This window comes from Niastella koreensis GR20-10 (genome assembly GCF_000246855.1).
Classification (GTDB): domain Bacteria; phylum Bacteroidota; class Bacteroidia; order Chitinophagales; family Chitinophagaceae; genus Niastella; species Niastella koreensis.
Map to the genome: position 1 here is coordinate 8,488,762 of NC_016609.1, position 17,300 is coordinate 8,506,061.

General features: G+C 45.0%; 15 protein-coding genes and 1 pseudogene. 9 read left to right on the forward strand and 7 right to left on the reverse strand.

Features of this window, described 5'->3' with window-relative positions:
• Positions 1-222 precede the first annotated feature (222 nt).
• The gene (gene leuS, locus NIAKO_RS34165) at positions 223-2,994 is read left to right on the forward strand and encodes a leucine--tRNA ligase (protein WP_014223072.1); all 2,772 of its coding nucleotides are present in this window, start codon (positions 223-225) and stop codon (positions 2,992-2,994) included.
• An 80-nt stretch (positions 2,995-3,074) separates the two neighbouring features.
• Here the strand turns inward: leuS and NIAKO_RS34170 are convergent, their stop codons facing one another.
• A complete protein-coding gene (locus tag NIAKO_RS34170; protein ID WP_014223073.1) occupies positions 3,075-4,127 on the reverse strand; it encodes a DUF2147 domain-containing protein in 1,053 nt (350 codons plus the stop codon).
• Positions 4,128-4,316: 189 nt separating this feature from the next.
• On the opposite strand from NIAKO_RS34170, the gene NIAKO_RS34175 reads away from it, so the two are divergent.
• The 3 genes from NIAKO_RS34175 to NIAKO_RS34185 all read left to right on the forward strand — a co-directional run bounded on the left by NIAKO_RS34175 (position 4,317) and on the right by NIAKO_RS34185 (position 6,389).
• Positions 4,317-4,883, forward strand: a complete 567-nt coding sequence (locus NIAKO_RS34175; RefSeq protein ID WP_014223074.1) for a hypothetical protein — start codon at positions 4,317-4,319, stop codon at positions 4,881-4,883.
• Positions 4,884-5,109: 226 nt separating this feature from the next.
• On the forward strand, positions 5,110-5,820 hold the full coding sequence (locus NIAKO_RS34180; protein ID WP_014223075.1) for a peptidoglycan DD-metalloendopeptidase family protein: 711 nt from the start codon (positions 5,110-5,112) through the stop codon (positions 5,818-5,820).
• A 74-nt stretch (positions 5,821-5,894) separates the two neighbouring features.
• Positions 5,895-6,389, forward strand: coding sequence for a DUF1203 domain-containing protein (locus NIAKO_RS34185; protein ID WP_014223076.1), 495 nt, complete (start codon positions 5,895-5,897; stop codon positions 6,387-6,389).
• Here the strand turns inward: NIAKO_RS34185 and NIAKO_RS34190 are convergent.
• Both NIAKO_RS34190 and NIAKO_RS34195 read right to left on the reverse strand, forming a co-directional pair.
• Positions 6,384-6,668: a hypothetical protein gene (locus NIAKO_RS34190; RefSeq protein WP_014223077.1), complete on the reverse strand. Its 285-nt coding sequence runs from the start codon at positions 6,666-6,668 to the stop codon at positions 6,384-6,386. The genes NIAKO_RS34185 and NIAKO_RS34190 overlap by 6 nt on opposite strands.
• Before the next feature lie 19 nt (positions 6,669-6,687).
• Entirely contained in the window at positions 6,688-7,335 is a 648-nt protein-coding gene (locus NIAKO_RS34195) for an NADPH-dependent F420 reductase (protein ID WP_014223078.1), read from the reverse strand.
• A 131-nt stretch (positions 7,336-7,466) separates the two neighbouring features.
• On the opposite strand from NIAKO_RS34195, the gene ruvB reads away from it, so the two are divergent.
• Entirely contained in the window at positions 7,467-8,501 is a 1,035-nt protein-coding gene (gene ruvB, locus NIAKO_RS34200) for a Holliday junction branch migration DNA helicase RuvB (protein WP_041349855.1), read from the forward strand.
• A 190-nt stretch (positions 8,502-8,691) separates the two neighbouring features.
• Here ruvB and NIAKO_RS34205 read toward each other — a convergent pair whose 3' ends face one another.
• Positions 8,692-9,393 (reverse strand): response regulator transcription factor, encoded by a 702-nt coding sequence (locus NIAKO_RS34205; RefSeq protein WP_014223080.1) that lies wholly within the window; start codon positions 9,391-9,393, stop codon positions 8,692-8,694.
• 185 nt (positions 9,394-9,578) lie between these two features.
• Between NIAKO_RS34205 and NIAKO_RS34210 the strand changes: the two genes are divergently transcribed.
• The 3 genes from NIAKO_RS34210 to NIAKO_RS37465 all read left to right on the forward strand — a co-directional run bounded on the left by NIAKO_RS34210 (position 9,579) and on the right by NIAKO_RS37465 (position 12,348).
• Positions 9,579-9,950 (forward strand): co-chaperone GroES, encoded by a 372-nt coding sequence (locus NIAKO_RS34210; RefSeq protein ID WP_014223081.1) that lies wholly within the window; start codon positions 9,579-9,581, stop codon positions 9,948-9,950.
• 169 nt (positions 9,951-10,119) lie between these two features.
• Complete coding sequence (locus NIAKO_RS34215; RefSeq protein WP_014223082.1) at positions 10,120-11,682, forward strand: helicase HerA-like domain-containing protein; 1,563 nt, start codon at positions 10,120-10,122, stop codon at positions 11,680-11,682.
• A 111-nt stretch (positions 11,683-11,793) separates the two neighbouring features.
• Positions 11,794-12,348, forward strand: coding sequence for an ester cyclase (locus NIAKO_RS37465; protein ID WP_014223083.1), 555 nt, complete (start codon positions 11,794-11,796; stop codon positions 12,346-12,348).
• A 50-nt stretch (positions 12,349-12,398) separates the two neighbouring features.
• Here NIAKO_RS37465 and NIAKO_RS34225 read toward each other — a convergent pair whose 3' ends face one another.
• The 3 genes and pseudogenes from NIAKO_RS34225 to NIAKO_RS34230 form a co-directional block, all read right to left on the reverse strand.
• Positions 12,399-14,300: a RecQ family ATP-dependent DNA helicase gene (locus tag NIAKO_RS34225; RefSeq protein WP_014223084.1), complete on the reverse strand. Its 1,902-nt coding sequence runs from the start codon at positions 14,298-14,300 to the stop codon at positions 12,399-12,401.
• Between the two features lie 55 nt (positions 14,301-14,355).
• Positions 14,356-14,517, reverse strand: a pseudogene (locus NIAKO_RS39490) (four helix bundle protein); the annotation flags it as partial.
• A 42-nt stretch (positions 14,518-14,559) separates the two neighbouring features.
• Positions 14,560-16,680, reverse strand: coding sequence for a heavy metal translocating P-type ATPase (locus tag NIAKO_RS34230; protein ID WP_014223085.1), 2,121 nt, complete (start codon positions 16,678-16,680; stop codon positions 14,560-14,562).
• 142 nt (positions 16,681-16,822) lie between these two features.
• On the opposite strand from NIAKO_RS34230, the gene tsaE reads away from it, so the two are divergent.
• Positions 16,823-17,236 carry a tRNA (adenosine(37)-N6)-threonylcarbamoyltransferase complex ATPase subunit type 1 TsaE gene (gene tsaE, locus NIAKO_RS34235; protein WP_014223086.1) on the forward strand — a complete coding sequence of 138 codons (414 nt, stop codon included), beginning with the start codon at positions 16,823-16,825 and terminating at the stop codon, positions 17,234-17,236.
• Positions 17,237-17,300 lie beyond the last annotated feature (64 nt).

Here is a 17,300-nt window from a genome sequence, read left to right on the forward strand (position 1 = left end):
AGACAATATAAAAATTTCAGGCCAGGATGACTTTTTAACGTTTCCTCAACGTTTGATTGTCAGGGAGAAAGGTAAAAATACAAGCTGTAAGCCCTAAGCTTTAAGCTATAAGCTGAACCGGTTTTTTGTTTTGTATTTGCTTACGGCTTATAGCTAACAGCTTAAGGCTTTATGATCGTAAAGAGAAAAATCAACACTAAAATCTAAGAACTAACGACTAATATGGAATACAACTTCAGGGATATAGAAAAAAAATGGCAGGCACAATGGAAAGCATCAGGCGCCTACAAAGTGAGCAATGATTCCCCGAAACCAAAGTTTTATGTACTCGATATGTTTCCCTACCCAAGTGGCGTGGGGCTGCATGTTGGCCATCCGCTGGGCTATATTGCCAGCGATATTTACAGCCGCTTTAAACGATTAAAAGGGTTCAACGTACTGCACCCGATGGGGTACGATGCTTTTGGCCTGCCCGCCGAGCAGTATGCTATTGATCATGGTGTGCATCCTGCTGTGAGCACCGATCAGAACATCGGCAATTTTCGCCGTCAGCTCGATAATATTGGTTTTTGTTTCGACTGGGACAGGGAGTTCCGTACCAGCGATCCACAATACTACAAATGGACACAATGGATCTTCCTGCAGTTATTCCACAGTTTCTATAACCGCAAAACAAAGAAGGCCGATCACATCAACAACCTGGTAAAAGCTTTTGAAAAAGAAGGCAATGCCACGCATGAAATTCCCCACGATAAATACCAGATTGCCAAAACCGGCAAACGGGTATTCACGGCAGCGGAATGGGCTGCCTTTAATGAAAAAGAACAGCAGGATATTTTGATGGAATACCGCCTGGCTTATTGCGGCTACGGCGAAGTGAACTGGTGCGAAGCATTGGGTACCGTACTGGCCAACGACGAAGTGGTGAATGGAGTAAGTGAAAGAGGTGGTTACCCGGTTGTAAAGAAAAAATTACGGCAATGGTACCTGCGTATTACAGAGTACGCCGATCGTTTGCTGGAAGGCCTTGACCGCATCGAATTCAGTGAATCGATGAAGGAAATGCAAACCAACTGGATTGGCAAGAGCTATGGCGCAGAGATCACTTTCGATATTCAGGGTAACAGCGATAAGCTCACCGTATATACCACCCGTCCCGATACCATTTTTGGTGTAGATTTTATGGTGATAGCACCTGAGCACGCCCTTATAAAAAACATTACCTCCAGTGAGCAACAGCAGGCTGTAGAGGAATATGTTGAGTATGTACAAAGCCGCAGCGAACGCGAGCGTATGGCCGAGAAAAAGATCAGCGGGGTATTTACCGGGGCGTACGCTATCAATCCGTTCAATGGCAGCTCAATTCCTATTTGGATCAGTGAATATGTATTGGCTGGTTATGGAACCGGCGCTATTATGGCCGTTCCCTGTGGTGATGAACGCGATCATAAATTCGCCAATCATTTCAATATCCCCATTACCAATATCATTGGCAGTGCATACGACGGTAAAGAAGCCAATGCTACCAAGGATGCCAAACTGGAAAATTCAGATTTCCTGAATGGCATGGTAATGCGCAACGCCATGGAAGTGGTGATCCAGAAAATTGAAGAAATGGGTATCGGTGTGCGTAAGGTGAATTTCAGAATGCGTGATGCTGCCTTCAGCCGTCAGCGGTATTGGGGCGAACCATTCCCCATTAAATGGAAGCATGGCATTGCTTATCCTTTGCCGGAAAATGAATTGCCACTGGAATTACCCCATGTGGAAAGTTATAAACCTGGTCCGGAAGGCGAGGGGCCGTTGGCCAATATCCCTGCCTGGACAAGCCGCGACCTGGAAACCAACACCATGCCCGGTTACGCCGGCAGCAGCTGGTACTTCCTGCGCTATATGGACCCACATAACGAAGCGGAGTTTTGCAGCCGCAAAGCGAGTGATTACTGGGGCCAGGTTGACCTGTACATTGGTGGTACCGAACACGCCGTAGGGCATTTGTTGTACAGCCGTATGTGGACGAAAGCCCTGTACGATTTAGGGTTTATTGGTCATGATGAGCCGTATAAAAAACTCGTAAACCAGGGAATGATCCAGGGGAGCAGCCGTTTTGTATACCGGATCCATGGCACCAACAAATATGTATCATTAGGACTGAAAGACCAATACCAAACCGATGCCATTCACGTGGATGTTAACATCGTAGATGGTGTTGAACTGGATGTGGAGGCTTTTAAAAAATGGCGCTCAGATTACGAATCTGCAGAGTTCATCCTGGAAGATGGAAAATACATCTGTGGAACCGAGGTGGAGAAAATGAGTAAGCGCCTGTATAATACCGTGAACCCCGATGATGTGGTGAATAAATACGGCGCCGATACCTTCCGCATGTATGAAATGTTCCTGGGACCGGTTGAACAAAGCAAACCCTGGGAAACAAAGGGTATTGAAGGAACGCACCGCTTTTTGAAAAAACTGTGGCGTTTGTTCTATGATGAAACAAAAGGAAAGGTTTGGACCGAAGAAAAGGCTACGCCGGCTGAATTAAAAGTATTGCACAAAACCATCAAGAAAATTGAAGAAGATACCGAAAGATTCTCCTTCAATACCGGGGTGAGCGCCTTCATGGTGTGTGTGAATGAATTGATAGATTTGAAGTGTAATAAAAAAGAAATACTGGAGAATTTACTGATCATACTTACGCCGTATGCGCCACATGTGAGCGAAGAACTGTGGCATTTGTTAGGCAACAGCAACAGTATACTGGATGCGGCATTCCCTAAAGTGAACGAAAGCTACCTGGTAGAAAGCAGTAAAGAGTATCCGATCTCCGTAAACGGAAAGCTGCGCACCACCATCACCATCTCACTCGATGCAACACAGGAAGAAGTAGAGAAGATTGCACTGGGTAATGAAATTGTTCAGAAGTGGATGGAAGGCAAGCCCCACAAAAAGATTATTTATGTGAAGGGCAAGATGGTGAATGTAGTTGTGTAATCAATAGACAACAGGCAATAAACAATAAGCAAGGGCTCGCGATCTGCGAGCCCTTGAAGTTTTTGCCAATTGATAATTGTCTATTGCCTATTGGTTTTCTTCTTCTGTTTAATAAACCTGATCAACGCGCTGCTGTTTTCAGTACTCTCCAAACGCGCTTCGTAACGTTTGCCATCAACAATGGCTACCATTAACGAAGTATTGGGTGGAATGGTACCCAGGTTTTCAGCCACCATCACCATTTCATTGTCTTCAGAAAGATCATTTACCGCAATGGTCATAGAGTAAGGTTTGTTGTTCAACCGTACGTGCTCGAAAAGCAATTTATCATTCAGGTATACGGCGATAGAATCGCCATCCACAACGGCGTTATCATAAAAACGTAGTTCAATACTATCACCGGCAACAGGAATAACCGTGGCCAGTTTCTTTTCCCGGTTGGAATATTTCTGCTCATTAGTAGTAGCGGGCGTTGGTGTTTTCTTAACAACAATTGGAGGCGCAGAAACAGCAATAGCAGGCTTGTCTTTCTGTATTGGTTTAACCGTAGAGCTTTGATAGGTGCTTTCAGTAATTTCTTTTTCTTCAGGCAATTCGTTTTTTGCCAGGTGCATCCGCGCAATGCTATCGATGATGTCGGGATCATTAGCGCCGTAGATATAATTCTCAATTACAAAATCCCACTCATCGTGAAACCCTGAAGAATTGATCTTTTGGAGCGCAACGGTTCCCTTGGGTTTGTTCCGGTTATCGCGTTCGGTACTTTCACCATCCAGCATCATGGTCTTCTCACCGGGGCAATTAAAATCTGCTACTGATAATAATGCTTCTTTATCGCCGCCACCAAACAGGTTGCCGGAGAGCCGGTCTTCGAGCATGGCATCGTCCCACCACACCACGCTGTTATTGTTGGGATCGAAGTAGCCCTTCACCGCATAACGAATATAATTACTACGCGAAGTGTAGTAGTATGAGGTGCCCAACAGGCTGTCACCTTTTTTAATGAGTTTTAATTCGGTGTGGGCCGAACCGATCTTGCCTTTCCAGGCGCCCGTAATGGTTTGAGCCTGGCTGGCAATAGAAAAGAAACTACAAAACAGCAGACCCAAAAGCAGTTCAATACGTGTTTTCAAGGCAATTGATTTAGCTGTGAATGTTTAAAACGCCCCTGGATACGGTAATATTTTACCGGGATTTTCATTTAACGATTTCACTAGGAATTCCTGGGCGTTGATCCTGAACCCTTTTGAAGGAGTCAGGATTTCCTGCGTTCCGTTTAAACTAATCTTTTTTCCTGGCTGTTTTATTAGGAAATTAGCAATATGGCACATCCAAATATAGCGTTGGTGGAAGGCCTGCGAAAAGCGGTCGCCGGCCTGGTAAATGGCAATTATTATGCCTGGGGACATCATGGCGCCTGTAATTGCGGACATTTATTACAGGCAACAACGAATTTGACAAAAGAAGAGATTGTTACTTATGCCCATACAGGTAATGGAGAGTGGACTGAATTAGCCCAGGAAACCTGTTCGGTCAGTGATGCACCAATTAATTTGTTATTAAAAAAGCTGCAAGATCTGGGACTCACGCCTACGGATATTCATAATTTAGAATACCTCGAGGACCGTGACGTATTGAACCGGTTACCCGGCGGCTTTAGATGGCTGAAGCGAAATGTGCGTGAGCATGTGGTGCTGTACTTTGAAACGATGGCAACTATGCTGGAAGAAAAATTGCTCAATGATATTGAGATTAATTACAGCGCGCTATTTAATTCTTCTTTACATCCTCCTGGTCTCCGGTTTCCATATACTCATTCCGATCTTTTTTATAGTTCATCAAAATGGTATAAGATACAATCGAAACTGCCAGTACCAAATAAAATATAATCGTCCACGTATTCATACCCTTCATTGTTTTATATAATTAGTCAGAAATTATGCCATTTTATAATTTGTGTTGAAAAGTTGGCTAAACTAAATAGATGTTTGTATCGCTTCAAGTGCTACTAATTGATTATTAAGGAGATGTTGTATATTAGCAAACAGGCTTGCCTGAAATTAAAAATTGCTTTAAAGAAACCTGATTATTAGCGTATTATAATTCTATCAACCATTGGAAGCAGCTACATTTGAAAATATCATCCGTAAATATCAATATACATTTCACCGGGTAGTGGATTTTATACCGGGAAAAGATCAGTTACTCCCCCTGGATTTTACCCAACAGAATACCGGACTCACACCGGAAATACTTGGTGATGAGCATGTTTTCAGCAGTTATATTCAGCAGAAATTGAAAGCCGCCAACTCCCGGTATGGCATAGGTGGTTATGCAGAACACCGCACTATCTATAGCATCAGTCCTGTGTTTAATGGTGCCCAGCCGGGGGAAGAACCTCGCCGCCTCCATTTAGGTGTTGATATATGGGGGCCGGCCGGAACTAAAGTGTATGCCTTTATGGGTGGCATGATACACAGCCTGGCATTTAATGAACAATTTGGCGATTATGGTGCAACGTTAATTCTGCTGCATCAATTAGATGGATTTCCCTTTTATACCCTCTACGGCCATTTAAGCGCGCGCGATATTCAAACGCTCTCTGCAGGGCAGTATGTTTCCATTGGTCAAACCATTGGGCATTTTGGTGAGCTGAATGAGAACGGTCACTGGCCGCCACACCTGCATTTTCAGATTATCCTCGATATGGAATTGAAAGAAGGTGATTATCCCGGCGTATGCAAATACTCCGAGCGTGAAAAGTACCTGGCTAATTGCCCCGATCCGGATTTGATTTTGCAGTTGAACCGGTATCTCAAAACATAATTCTTTATAGCAATAAACGGGTTGATATAAGCCTTCGCAAATAGCAATTTTGTGTTACAATAAAATTATGCGTTATGCGAAAGTTTAAAATTGTTCCCCTGTCAAAAGAGTATGCTGCTCAAATAAGATCAACCGGAACAGATTCATTTGGTTATGCAGTTATTGAACAGATAGCTACCGGGTTGGGGCCATGCCGGGTTTCATTAAAACCGTTCAAAAAAGGAATTGATACAAGGCTGCTGATAAGTCATAGTCCTTTTGATATTGAAAATCCTTATAATCAGCCAGGACCTGTTTTTATTAATAAAGAAGAAGTAGAAGAGTATACCGATATACATCGGTTCCCGCCCGAAATAAAGGCCAATAAGAAAAGCTTTCCCTTAACATTGATTGGCTATAGCAAAGAACAGCTGATGGTATATACACAGCAGGTAGGCAATGATGATGTGGATGAGCTGATCCCGAATTTATTTGACCTGCATCCCGAAATTGATTACCTGCATGCGCGTAATGCGCAGGCTTGTTGTTACATCTGTAAAATTGAACGGGTATCAGCGCCTGCGCTATAACATGGCTTTTACCAGTTCTTCCCATTCCTGCTCGAGGCTAAAACCGGGCATGCGCTGGCCAGCCCTGGTGTACCAGTAATTCGCATTCCAGACATCACCTTCCTTGCGATGCAGGTACGCATGGATCCAGGCGGCAGATTTATCTTCTACATCCTGAATGAGGGTATGCGCATGCTCCCAATCGCCTTTGGCATCGTGCCATAACGATTGAAGATACACGCTGCTGTTGGGCGGAGGTGTATTGGTAGTGAGGCTTTGTTGAAAAGTGTCGAAGTTCATTTGATAAAGATACTAAACTTTACACCTTCAGCAGCCTGAAGGCATGCGTCCATTGGTTTTGTAAAAAGCCGGGAATACACCACAGGATGCACAATGGTTCAATGGCCCGGGCAGCGGTGGCAACGCCCATGTCTGCCGTTTCCCAGCCAAAGGCCGTTAAAATATCCGTCACGGTTTTTTTAGCATTGGCGTCGTTGCCACAAATGAACATGGTAGGCGGGCCATTCTTTACAGTGGGTTTGTACATTTGGTAACTACCTACACTGTTAAACGCTTTTACCATTCTGGCTTGTGGGATCTGTTTTTGTAACCGCTCAAATAACGATTCGTTCAGGTCGGTAAAAAACGACAACACGCCGTCTTTTGGTGCGCCGGCTGCAATGGGATTGGTAGTATCGATCAGGATCTTATCGTTGAAGTGCGAGGTGCCTGATAGCTTGATGGCAACTTCTGCTGCAGAACCGGCAACGGCCAGTATCAGGATGTCGCCAAACTGGGCGGTTACGCCAAAGGTGCCGCATTGCCCTTTGGGATTAGCCTCCTTCCATTTTTTTACTTCTTCCTTGCCGGGGTTACGGGTACCCAGCATAACTTCATATCCTTCGGCTAAAAAAGCGGTGCCTAAAGTTTGGCCAACTATGCCTGAGCCAATAATACCTACTTTCATTGTGCTGATTTTATATAGATGATGTAGTATAAAAATGATGGGGTACTAAAACCTGGCGTCGTATTAAGTTAGTGAATTTTGTGATTACCTGGTTTACTGGCTTACATTACATTTGCGTAGTTTTACAAAGCATGTCTAATCCGAACTTAAATAACAATAAAGAAACGCTTACTGCGGCGGATAAGGAGTTTGAAAATAATATCCGCCCCCGGGAAATAAACGATTTTTCGGGGCAGGGGCAGATCATCAATAACCTCACCATTTTTATTAAAGCGGCTAAAATGCGCGGGGAAGCCCTGGACCATATCCTGTTCCATGGCCCGCCCGGTTTGGGTAAAACCACGCTGAGCCGCATTGTGGCCAACGAACTGGGGGTGAACATTAAGGAAACGAGCGGGCCGGTAATTGAAAAGCCTGGCGACCTGGCAGGGTTACTCACCAACCTGGAACCGCGGGATGTGCTGTTTATAGATGAAATTCACCGCCTGAGCACCGTGGTGGAGGAATACCTGTATGCGGCTATGGAGGATTACCGCATCGATATTATGATCGACAGCGGCCCTAATGCCCGCAGCATACAACTAACCCTAAACCCCTTTACCCTGGTGGGGGCCACTACCCGCAGTGGTTTGCTGACGGCACCTTTACTGTCGCGTTTTGCCATTAAACAACGCCTGGAATATTATACTGCCGATACATTGCAGAAAATTGTTTCGCGTTCTGCCGGTATCCTCGGAACTAAAATAACCTCCGATGCAGCCGGTGAAATTGCCCGGCGCAGCCGGGGCACACCCCGTATTGCCAATGGCCTGTTACGCCGGATGCGCGATTTTGCGATGGTGCTTGGTAATGGCGTTATTGACCTGGGAATAACCCAACATGGGTTAAAGGCTTTGAATGTTGATGAACATGGCCTCGATGAAATGGACAACCGCATTCTGCTGACGATCATCGACAAATTTAAAGGCGGACCGGTTGGTATCACTACCATTGCTACGGCAGTTGGGGAAGAAACCGGTACACTGGAAGAAGTATATGAACCCTTTCTGATCCAGGAAGGATTTATAAAACGTACCCCCCGTGGCCGTGAGGCTACGCATAAGGCCTATGCCCATTTGGGCAGAATAGCGCCGGGAGCCGGAGGAATAAATACCTTATTTGACTAGAAGACAGCTGCAAGCCACAAGCAGTAAGCTTCAGGCAATACACCGCTGCGCGGAAAGAATACAGCTGCATGCTTAAAGTCAATAAAAAACGCTGAGTGTTTTACATACTCAGCGTTTAGTTTTTTATATGTTTACCCGGAAACCGGGAACCGGTGACCTGCAACAGTTGGTTAATACCTTATTGCTTCACTTAAGCAACCGGCACCACCAGTCTGAATCCATTACCGTGAATGTTCACGATCTCAATGCTGTCATCGTCTTTCAGATACTTGCGCAATTTGGCAATATACACGTCCATACTACGGCCATTGAAATAAGTATCGCTGCCCCAGATCTTTTTAAGGGCCTGTTCACGAGGCAACAGGTCGTTCATGTGCTCGCAAAGCATTTTCAGCAACTCATTTTCTTTAGGCGATAAAGTTTGTGTTTTACCGCTGTGGCTCAACTCGCGCAATTTGGGATTGAAGTGATAATCACCCAGGTCGTATTCTTTATTCTCCTGTTCTTTATTCACTTCTTCATTCCTTTTCAGAATGGCTTTAATTTTCAGCAACAAAACCTCGCTATCGAATGGTTTTGTGATGTAATCGTCGGCGCCGAGTTTGTAACCCTGAATGATGTCTTCCTTCATGGTTTTGGCGCTTAAGAAGAATAATGGAATATCAGGGTCCACATCGCGGATCTCTTCCGCCAGGGTGAATCCATCCATGTGTGGCATCATTATATCAAGCAGGCACAGATCAAATCTTTCGCGTTGAAAAGCGGCAAGGCCAAGGCGACCGTCACGTTCCAGCGTCACATCAAAGTCATTTAATTCCAGATAATTCTTCAGCACCATTCCTAAGTTCTGGTCGTCCTCGCATAATAAAATTTTGGGTTTCTTTCCTTCCATTGTGATGTAGATTTAGTTCGATAGTGTAAATAAAGTTAAATCATTTGCTATATCCGGCAATATCCGCGTAATTATTTGTTAATAATCCCGTGTCAGCCTTTATCTATCCGCTGGTTGGCGGATGAATGGCAAATAACATGTATGAACCGTTAATTGGTTAATTTTACGCTTTTAATAAAGGTCGTATGCGTTTGACAACTGATAACAAATTCAAAAAGCTTATTGTCATTGGTGACAGAGTATTAATCCGTCCCGCTAAACCAAATGAACGTACAGAAACCGGTTTATACCTGCCGCCCGGGGTGGGGGAGCGCGAAAAAGTACAGCAGGGCTATGTAATTAAGACTGGTCCAGGATATGCCATTCCCATGCCAGTTGAGGAAGAAAGCTGGAAAAGCAGCGAAGAACAGGTAAAATATGTTCCATTGCAGGTAAAGGAGGGTGATCTGGCTATCTTTTTACTAAGCGGCGCCACCGAAGTGCTGTACGAAAACGATAAGTATTATATCGTTCCGCAAAGCGCTATTTTGATGCTGGAACGGGAAGAAGACATGTAAAACCAATTAGCTAATGTGATAACTGGCTAATGTGATAATGGGGCCTGTTCGCCGCAGGCGAACAGGCCTATTTGTTTTTATATGTTTATTTTCAATACATTAGACTGTTCATTTGCAATAGCTTGTCTATTGCCGGTAAACCTGTATCTTTCTGCCATAAATTTTAGATATGGCAAATAAGGATGCATTTGTTCAGTCGGTAAAAGATAACTACACGTTTAAAGGAGAATCATTTCGAATAGGTACGGCTGTATTGGGTGAGGGGGTGCTTGCCGGAACAGATGTATATCTGCCATTGAAAACAATGAACCGGCATGGACTGATCGCCGGCGCCACCGGTACCGGAAAAACCAAAACCCTGCAGTTGATTGCAGAGGCTTTAAGCGATGCCAGTGTGCCCGTGTTGTTGATGGATATTAAGGGCGACCTAAGTGGCATTGCCGCTGCCGGTACAGAAAATAACAATATCAAAGACCGCCTGGCAAAGATCGGGGGCGAATATAAACCTGCCGCTTTCCCTGTTGAGCTGATGACCCTGAGTAACGAAAAGGGGGTACGCCTGCGTGCAACGGTAAGCGAGTTTGGTCCCATTTTATTATCGAAGATCCTTGACCTGAACGATACCCAGGAAGGCATTGTTGCCCTCATCTTCAAGTATTGCGATGATAACAAAATGCCCCTGCTCGATCTGAAAGATTTTGTAAAGGTAGTACAGTATGTAAGCAACGAAGGCAAGAAGGAAATAGAGCAGACATATGGTAAGATCGCTACCACCAGTACCGGCACCATTCTGCGTAAAGTAATAGAACTGCAACAACAGGGCGCGGATCATTTCTTTGGCGAGCCCTCCTTTGAAATTGACGATCTGATGCGCATTGGGGATGATGGCCGCGGTATTATAAGCGTATTGCGTGTTACCGATATGCAGAACAGGCCTAAATTGTTCTCCACCTTTATGCTGCAAATGCTGGCCGAACTGTACGCTACGCTGCCTGAAGCGGGTGATATGGACAAACCCAAACTGGTGATGTTCATCGATGAAGCCCATCTGGTATTCCAGGAAGCTACCGACGCTTTGTTACAACAAATAGAGACCATCATAAAACTCATCCGCTCAAAAGGAGTAGGTATCTTCTTTTGTACGCAAAACCCGCAGGATGTTCCCGCTGCTATCTTAAGTCAGCTGGGGTTAAAGGTGCAGCATGCCTTGCGTGCATTCACTGCAGCCGACAGAAAGACAATTAAACAGGCTGCTGAAAATTATCCCGAAACTGAGTATTATAAAACTGATGATTTGCTTACCCAACTGGGTATAGGTGAGGCGCTGGTTACCGCCCTGAACGAAAAAGGGATTCCCACGCCATTGGTGCACACCATGCTGGTACCGCCCCGTTCACGGATGGATGTATTAACAAACGCAGAGATCGATACCCTGGTTAATCAATCCAAACTGGTGAAGAAATACGCCAATGACGAAGACCGGGAAAGCGCCTGTGAAATATTAACGGCAAAACTTAACGAAGCCGCTGAAAAATCAGCGCAACAATCGGCCGAAAAGCCAGCCAAAGGCTCGAAGAAAGAAGAAAAATCAACATTGGAAAAAGTATTGGAAAGTTCAGTTACCAAACAAATAGGACGCACCGCTGCCAATGTTATTACCCGCAGTTTGTTGGGCGCATTAGGATTGGGTGGGAAGAGTTCGTCACGCAAAAAAACAAATAGCTGGTTTTAACAAGGCCTGTTTGCAGCAATCATAACCGTATCTTCTATTGTTACACATGTCCCAACCAAAATGTCATGGTGCATGACCAGGGTTTTTATTCTTTAACCTAAAATAACAATTATGAAGAAATCACTTTTATTGGTTGCCGCAACTGCTATTTTGTTTGCGGCCTGTGAATCCAATGCCCACAAAACGGCTGAAGGCGGAACCGAAAGTAAGATGAACGACTCTACCGCTGCTCCTAAGGAAAGCAAATCGGAACGTAACAAAAAAGCGGTGATGGCCAGTTATGAGGCCATGAATTCGCATAATGTAGGTGAAGCGCTGAAGTATTGCACCGCTGATGTCGTTGATTATGGTGATGGCAGCATGCCGCCGGTTAAAGGACGGGACAGTATTACTAAAATGATCAATGGGTGGATGACCGCTTTTCCGGATAATAAAGCCAGCGATGTAAAGTATGTAGCCGACGGCGATTGGGTAATGGTTTGGGGCGAGCAAACAGGCACCTGGAAAGGTGATTTCATGGGAATGAAGGCGACCAACAAATCGTATAAGTTAAAGGATGTTGATATCTTCAAACTCAACGATGAAGGTCAAATAATTGAGCACTACAATGTGCAATCGCCCAACACCATGATGATGCAGATAGGGATGCATATGCCAAAGAAATAAAGTGAGAGAAAATTTATACAGGTCCGGCGGTAACACGCCGGACTTTTTATTTAAGCCGGTTTTACATAACCTCCCTTGTCTATGTAGATCTTGTTTTCACTTTGCAGGAAGTCGAGCACTTTATAAAGCTTGTCTTTTTTTATGCCGGGTAATTGTTGGGGTAATACTTCACTAAGTACAGCCTGCTGGCGAATGATGGTGAATACCGATTGCGTTATGCTATTAAATTCATCAGCAGAAAGCTCATGGTCTTTTTGCTTCAGGCAATTGTCGCAAATACTACAGGGTTTTGTTTTGTCATCGCCAAAATAAGTTGCAATGAATTGACTGCGGCATTGTTTACCCGCATGAATATAGTCCAGCATCTTGTTGATGCGTTCAATAAACTGCTGCTTTCTTTTATCATAGGCCGCCATATTGAAGCGCAGGGTTTCTGCCCTTACCCGGTTCAGCAAAAGATACAGTTGCGGACTATCTTTTTTAGGGATGTATTCGATAATAGCATTGGCGTGCAGTCGTACCAGATCAGGTATAACATCTGCTTCTTCCCGGCGCAACAAATAAGCGATGCTTTTTTCATGAATGCTAACCGGCATATCGAAAATACCTTCGTAAGTACGTAGCAATGTTTTTATAACCGGCTCCAGTTTGGGGTTATCAATCTCAAACTGGTATAGCCAGCTTTTATTGGTTACAAACTGAATGCGCGAGGGTAAAAAGATCTGTTCGCTATATGAAACCCAGCCTTCCTGTTCCAATGCTTTTATGGCATAGATGGCCAGGTACATATCTATCCTGAATTTTTTTACAAAATCAGTGAAATCGAAGTTATAGTAATTACCTTCTCCGGAACCGCCTGGAATTTGCAGGTAGTTCATCATGGCTTCATACACCATGCGAATGTTGTCGAGGGTGGGGAAGCGGATCCCGGGTAATTTTAAAAGCTCATCCAGTTCTTTGTGATCATACAATAATACAGCGTATGATTTCTTTTCATCGCGCCCGGCACGACCAGCTTCCTGGTAATAGTTCTCCAGGCAATCGGGCACATCGGCATGAATTACTACCCGTACATCGGGTTTGTCGATGCCCATGCCAAAGGCATTGGTGCAAACGATGGTGCGAACCGTATTATTGATCCAGGAAGCCTGTTTGCGCATCCGTTCTTCCTGCTGCAGACCTGCGTGATAAAAGTCGGCAGTAATGCCATGCATGTTCAGCAGATCGCTGATCTCTTTGGTACGTTTGCGGCTTTTACAATACACAATACTGCTGCCTTTTACTTTCTGCAGGATCTCAGTGATCTTGTTGATCTTTGAGTCAACGGTAAATACGCTGTATGATAAATTCGGCCGTTCAAACGAGCGGCTGAAGATAGATGGATCTTTAAACAGCAATTTCTCGCAAATATCTTTTTGTACTGCCGGGGTAGCAGAAGCCGTAAGCGCCAGAATGGGAACGCCAGGCAGTTCTTCACGCAAAGCGGCAATACGTAAGTATGGAGGTCTGAAATCGTACCCCCATTGCGAAATACAATGTGCTTCATCAACTGCTATCAGGTTAACATCAAGTGCAGGGAGGTATTCCTTGAACAAGGTAGTTTCTAACCGTTCGGGTGAAACGTATAAGAATTTGCAATTGCTGCTGGTAGCCAGCTTCAGGATGTTGATCACTTCCTTGCGGCTCATGCCTGAATAAATAGCAAAGGCAGTAATGCTTTTTTTCTTCAAATTATCAACCTGGTCTTTCATCAGGGCAATCAGCGGACTAATCACCAGGCATAATCCTTCCTTTACCATCGCCGGCACCTGAAAGCAAATAGATTTACCACCACCGGTTGGCATTAAGGCGAGGGTGTCTTTGCCGTTCAGCACCGCTGCAATTATATCCTCTTGAAGCGGACGGAAATTTGAATGGCCCCAGTACTCTTTAAGAATCTGATGGATATTCATCGTTTAGTGTAGTAATTGTGGTACAGAGATGCTTGTCGTGAAATTGCTACGCATACTAAAACAGCGGTTCCATAGTACGCCTGATTTCTGTAAACCTTTCTAACGTCAAGTATTTAAGATCAACAACAGCTTCAAATGCCGAGTCAACTTCAACCACAGAGCTTCTCGCTACTTCATAGAATCGTTTTCTTTCCGCTGGTGACTTTCTCGCGGCGCCTTCTTTGCCGTTTCACGTTTGCCGAAAGGCCACTTAACCTCCTCAAGCCACTTTCTTAACAAATAACCGAACAGAATTAGCAGCCAACACCACATCACTCAATCCCATTACCAACGCACCAAAAGTGGGTGTGAGCAAGCCAAATGCGGCAACCGGAATAGCAATGATATTGTAAATAAATGCCCAGAAAAGATTTTGTTTGATAGTAAGGAACGTATGACGGCCCAGGCCCAGCGCAAGGGGCAGGTTTTTAATACCGCTGTTCATCAGCACTACATCCGCCGTTTGCATGGCTATTTGCGATGCCTCGCTCAATGAAATACCGATGGTGGCTTTTGCCAGTGCAGGCGCATCATTAATACCATCACCCACCATTGCGGTAGGACCTTGTAAGGTGAGGTCTTCAATGACAGCCATTTTTTCTTCGGGCTTTTTTTCTGCTATCACTTCATCGATACCCAGCAAGTTTGCCAGCTGACGGCATTTGACCAGGCGATCGCCGCTTAACAGAATAGTGCGGATATCGCGATGACGAAGATATTGTACTATAGAAATCGCTTCAGGGCGTACTTCATCTCTTACATCAATCGTGCCGAGTAGTTGCCCATTCCTGATAATATAAATGTTGTGTGAATCGTCGGTGGTTAATGCCATGGCAGTTTCAAACGAACCTGCTATATACTGATCGCCGGCTGCAGTAGTGGCAATCATGCCAATACCTTTTTTCTCTTCTATTTTGGCCCAACGAATGGCATCTTTTCGTTTCCAGCTAAGGGTTATACACTGAGCAATTGGATGGTTGGAATATTTCTCCAACGAAAAAGCAATGTGCTTGAATTCTTCAATGGTGATGGAATCTGTTTCCAGCCGGTAATCAGATACCTCAAAACGGCCTGTAGTAAGCGTACCGGTTTTATCAAATACCACTTGTTTAATGGTCCTGAAGAGTTCAAGGCTTTTGGCATTGCGGAACAATACCCCGTTTTTGGCGGCTCTGCCCAGCCCCACGGCAATGGCGGCAGGCGTGGCCAGTCCCATGGCGCAGGGGCAGGCAATTACCAGAATGGCAATGCTGCGCATCAGGGCGACGGTGAAATCATGAAGTATAAGGTAGTTTGCCACAAAGGCAACTACGGCAATAGCCAATACCAGTGGAACGAAGATGGCGCTGATCTTATCGGCCAGTTGTTGAACCGGTGGCTTTTCGCTTTGCGCCTGTTTTACCAGGTTGATGATATTGGAAAGCACTGAGTCTTTGGCTTCGGCGGTAACCTGGGCGCGCAGAATGCCATCCACTACAATGCTGCCCCCAATCAGTTTGTCTTTCCCTTTTTTATGAATGGGCGAACTTTCGCCGGTGATAATAGCTTCGTTTATGGTTGCCTCACCCGATAATATTTTACAATCAACCGGAACCTGTTCGCCACTTTTAATGAGAATTAAATCTCCCGAACGGAGTTGGGTATTCTCCATAGGGAAAATGATCTCCTGGTGATTTTCATCAAAGGCGATCATATTGGCCATCATTTTTTGTGATCTGGCCAGGCTGTTCAGGGCCCGTTGGGTAGATTTTATAGAAGCATCTTCCAGAAAATTACCCAGGAACACCAGGGTAATAATAGAAGCAGCGGTTTCGAAGAACAGGTATTGCGGGCCCAGGTTCATGATGGCCCCGGTTAAGCTATATACAAATGCAGATGTAGCTCCAATAGTCACCAGCACATTCATATTGGGCATGCGGTTGCGGATGCTTTTTATGGCGCTGCGGCCAAAAAAGTCCATCCCCACAATGTAAACAGGTAAACAAAGACCCAGCTGCACCCAGGGGTTCATCAATAAGTGAATATGCACCCACTTGTCGAGCATATGCAGCATCAGCGGCAGGGTAAAGATGAGGCAAAATAAAAAGCGCTGTTTGTGGGATGTAAATAATCGTTTGCGCTTTGGGGCGCCGGGCTGTTCTTCATTTTGAACGGTATAACCCAGCGATTCTATGCCTTTGATGAGCTGTTGTTCATTTTTGCCATTTTTGTCAAAACTCACTTCACCCCCCATCAGGTTTACCTTCACGTTTTCAAGCCCTTCGGCGGTGAGGTATTGCTGAACGGTCAGCGCGCAATTTGAACAGGTCATGCCATCTACTTTCCAATTCACTTTATTCATGTTCATCCATGGGGTTGAGTGTATTTGCAAATTTACCGCTCAATAACCTTAATTCCCGGCATTATGGCAATATTATGTACACTGGGTTGCAATTTTAACTTAAATCTGTCGTTCCGCCCCTGGCCTTTATCTTTGCGTAGTTATGCAGCTGCAATCTACATTAAATAACATCCGGCAAACGGCCCATAAATTCTGGGAACTTATTGATGGGCGTAAGGTGATTGCCTTTTACGGCGATATGGGCGCCGGCAAAACCACCCTTATTCACGCTTTATGCGATGAAAAAGGGGTGACAAGTACGGTTGGAAGCCCTACTTTTTCCATTATCAATGAATATAAATATCCCGGCGGCCGGATATTTCATATCGACCTGTACCGGTTGAAAGATGAGGACGAGGCTGTGCGGGCGGGGGTGGAAGACTGCCTGTATTCAGGGGATCTTTGTCTGGTAGAATGGCCGGCCCGGGCTGAAGGCATCTTTCCCGAGGACACGGCAAGGGTAGAAATTCAGGTGACGGACCCACATACGAGAATCATCCATATTTCAGGGGTTTGACCCCTGGTTCGGCCATCCGACTTCCGATTTAATTTGTAACTTGTGGCCCCGATAATGGGGGTAA

Excerpts from the sequence above, each read along its gene's own strand:
- NIAKO_RS34195 (WP_014223078.1), bottom strand. The coding sequence starts at position 7,335 with ATGAAAGTAGGTATTATTGGCTCAGGCATAGTTGGCCAAACTTTAGGC.
- NIAKO_RS34210 (WP_014223081.1), top strand. The coding sequence starts at position 9,579 with ATGCGTTTGACAACTGATAACAAATTCAAAAAGCTTATTGTCATTGGT.
- NIAKO_RS34175 (WP_014223074.1), top strand. The coding sequence starts at position 4,317 with ATGGCACATCCAAATATAGCGTTGGTGGAAGGCCTGCGAAAAGCGGTC.
- NIAKO_RS37465 (WP_014223083.1), top strand. The coding sequence starts at position 11,794 with ATGAAGAAATCACTTTTATTGGTTGCCGCAACTGCTATTTTGTTTGCG.
- NIAKO_RS34190 (WP_014223077.1), bottom strand. The coding sequence starts at position 6,668 with ATGAACTTCGACACTTTTCAACAAAGCCTCACTACCAATACACCTCCG.
- NIAKO_RS34185 (WP_014223076.1), top strand. The coding sequence starts at position 5,895 with ATGCGAAAGTTTAAAATTGTTCCCCTGTCAAAAGAGTATGCTGCTCAA.
- leuS (WP_014223072.1), top strand. The coding sequence starts at position 223 with ATGGAATACAACTTCAGGGATATAGAAAAAAAATGGCAGGCACAATGG.
- tsaE (WP_014223086.1), top strand. The coding sequence starts at position 16,823 with ATGCAGCTGCAATCTACATTAAATAACATCCGGCAAACGGCCCATAAA.
- NIAKO_RS34230 (WP_014223085.1), bottom strand. The coding sequence starts at position 16,680 with ATGAATAAAGTGAATTGGAAAGTAGATGGCATGACCTGTTCAAATTGC.
- ruvB (WP_041349855.1), top strand. The coding sequence starts at position 7,467 with ATGTCTAATCCGAACTTAAATAACAATAAAGAAACGCTTACTGCGGCG.
- NIAKO_RS34215 (WP_014223082.1), top strand. The coding sequence starts at position 10,120 with ATGGCAAATAAGGATGCATTTGTTCAGTCGGTAAAAGATAACTACACG.
- NIAKO_RS34205 (WP_014223080.1), bottom strand. The coding sequence starts at position 9,393 with ATGGAAGGAAAGAAACCCAAAATTTTATTATGCGAGGACGACCAGAAC.
- NIAKO_RS34225 (WP_014223084.1), bottom strand. The coding sequence starts at position 14,300 with ATGAATATCCATCAGATTCTTAAAGAGTACTGGGGCCATTCAAATTTC.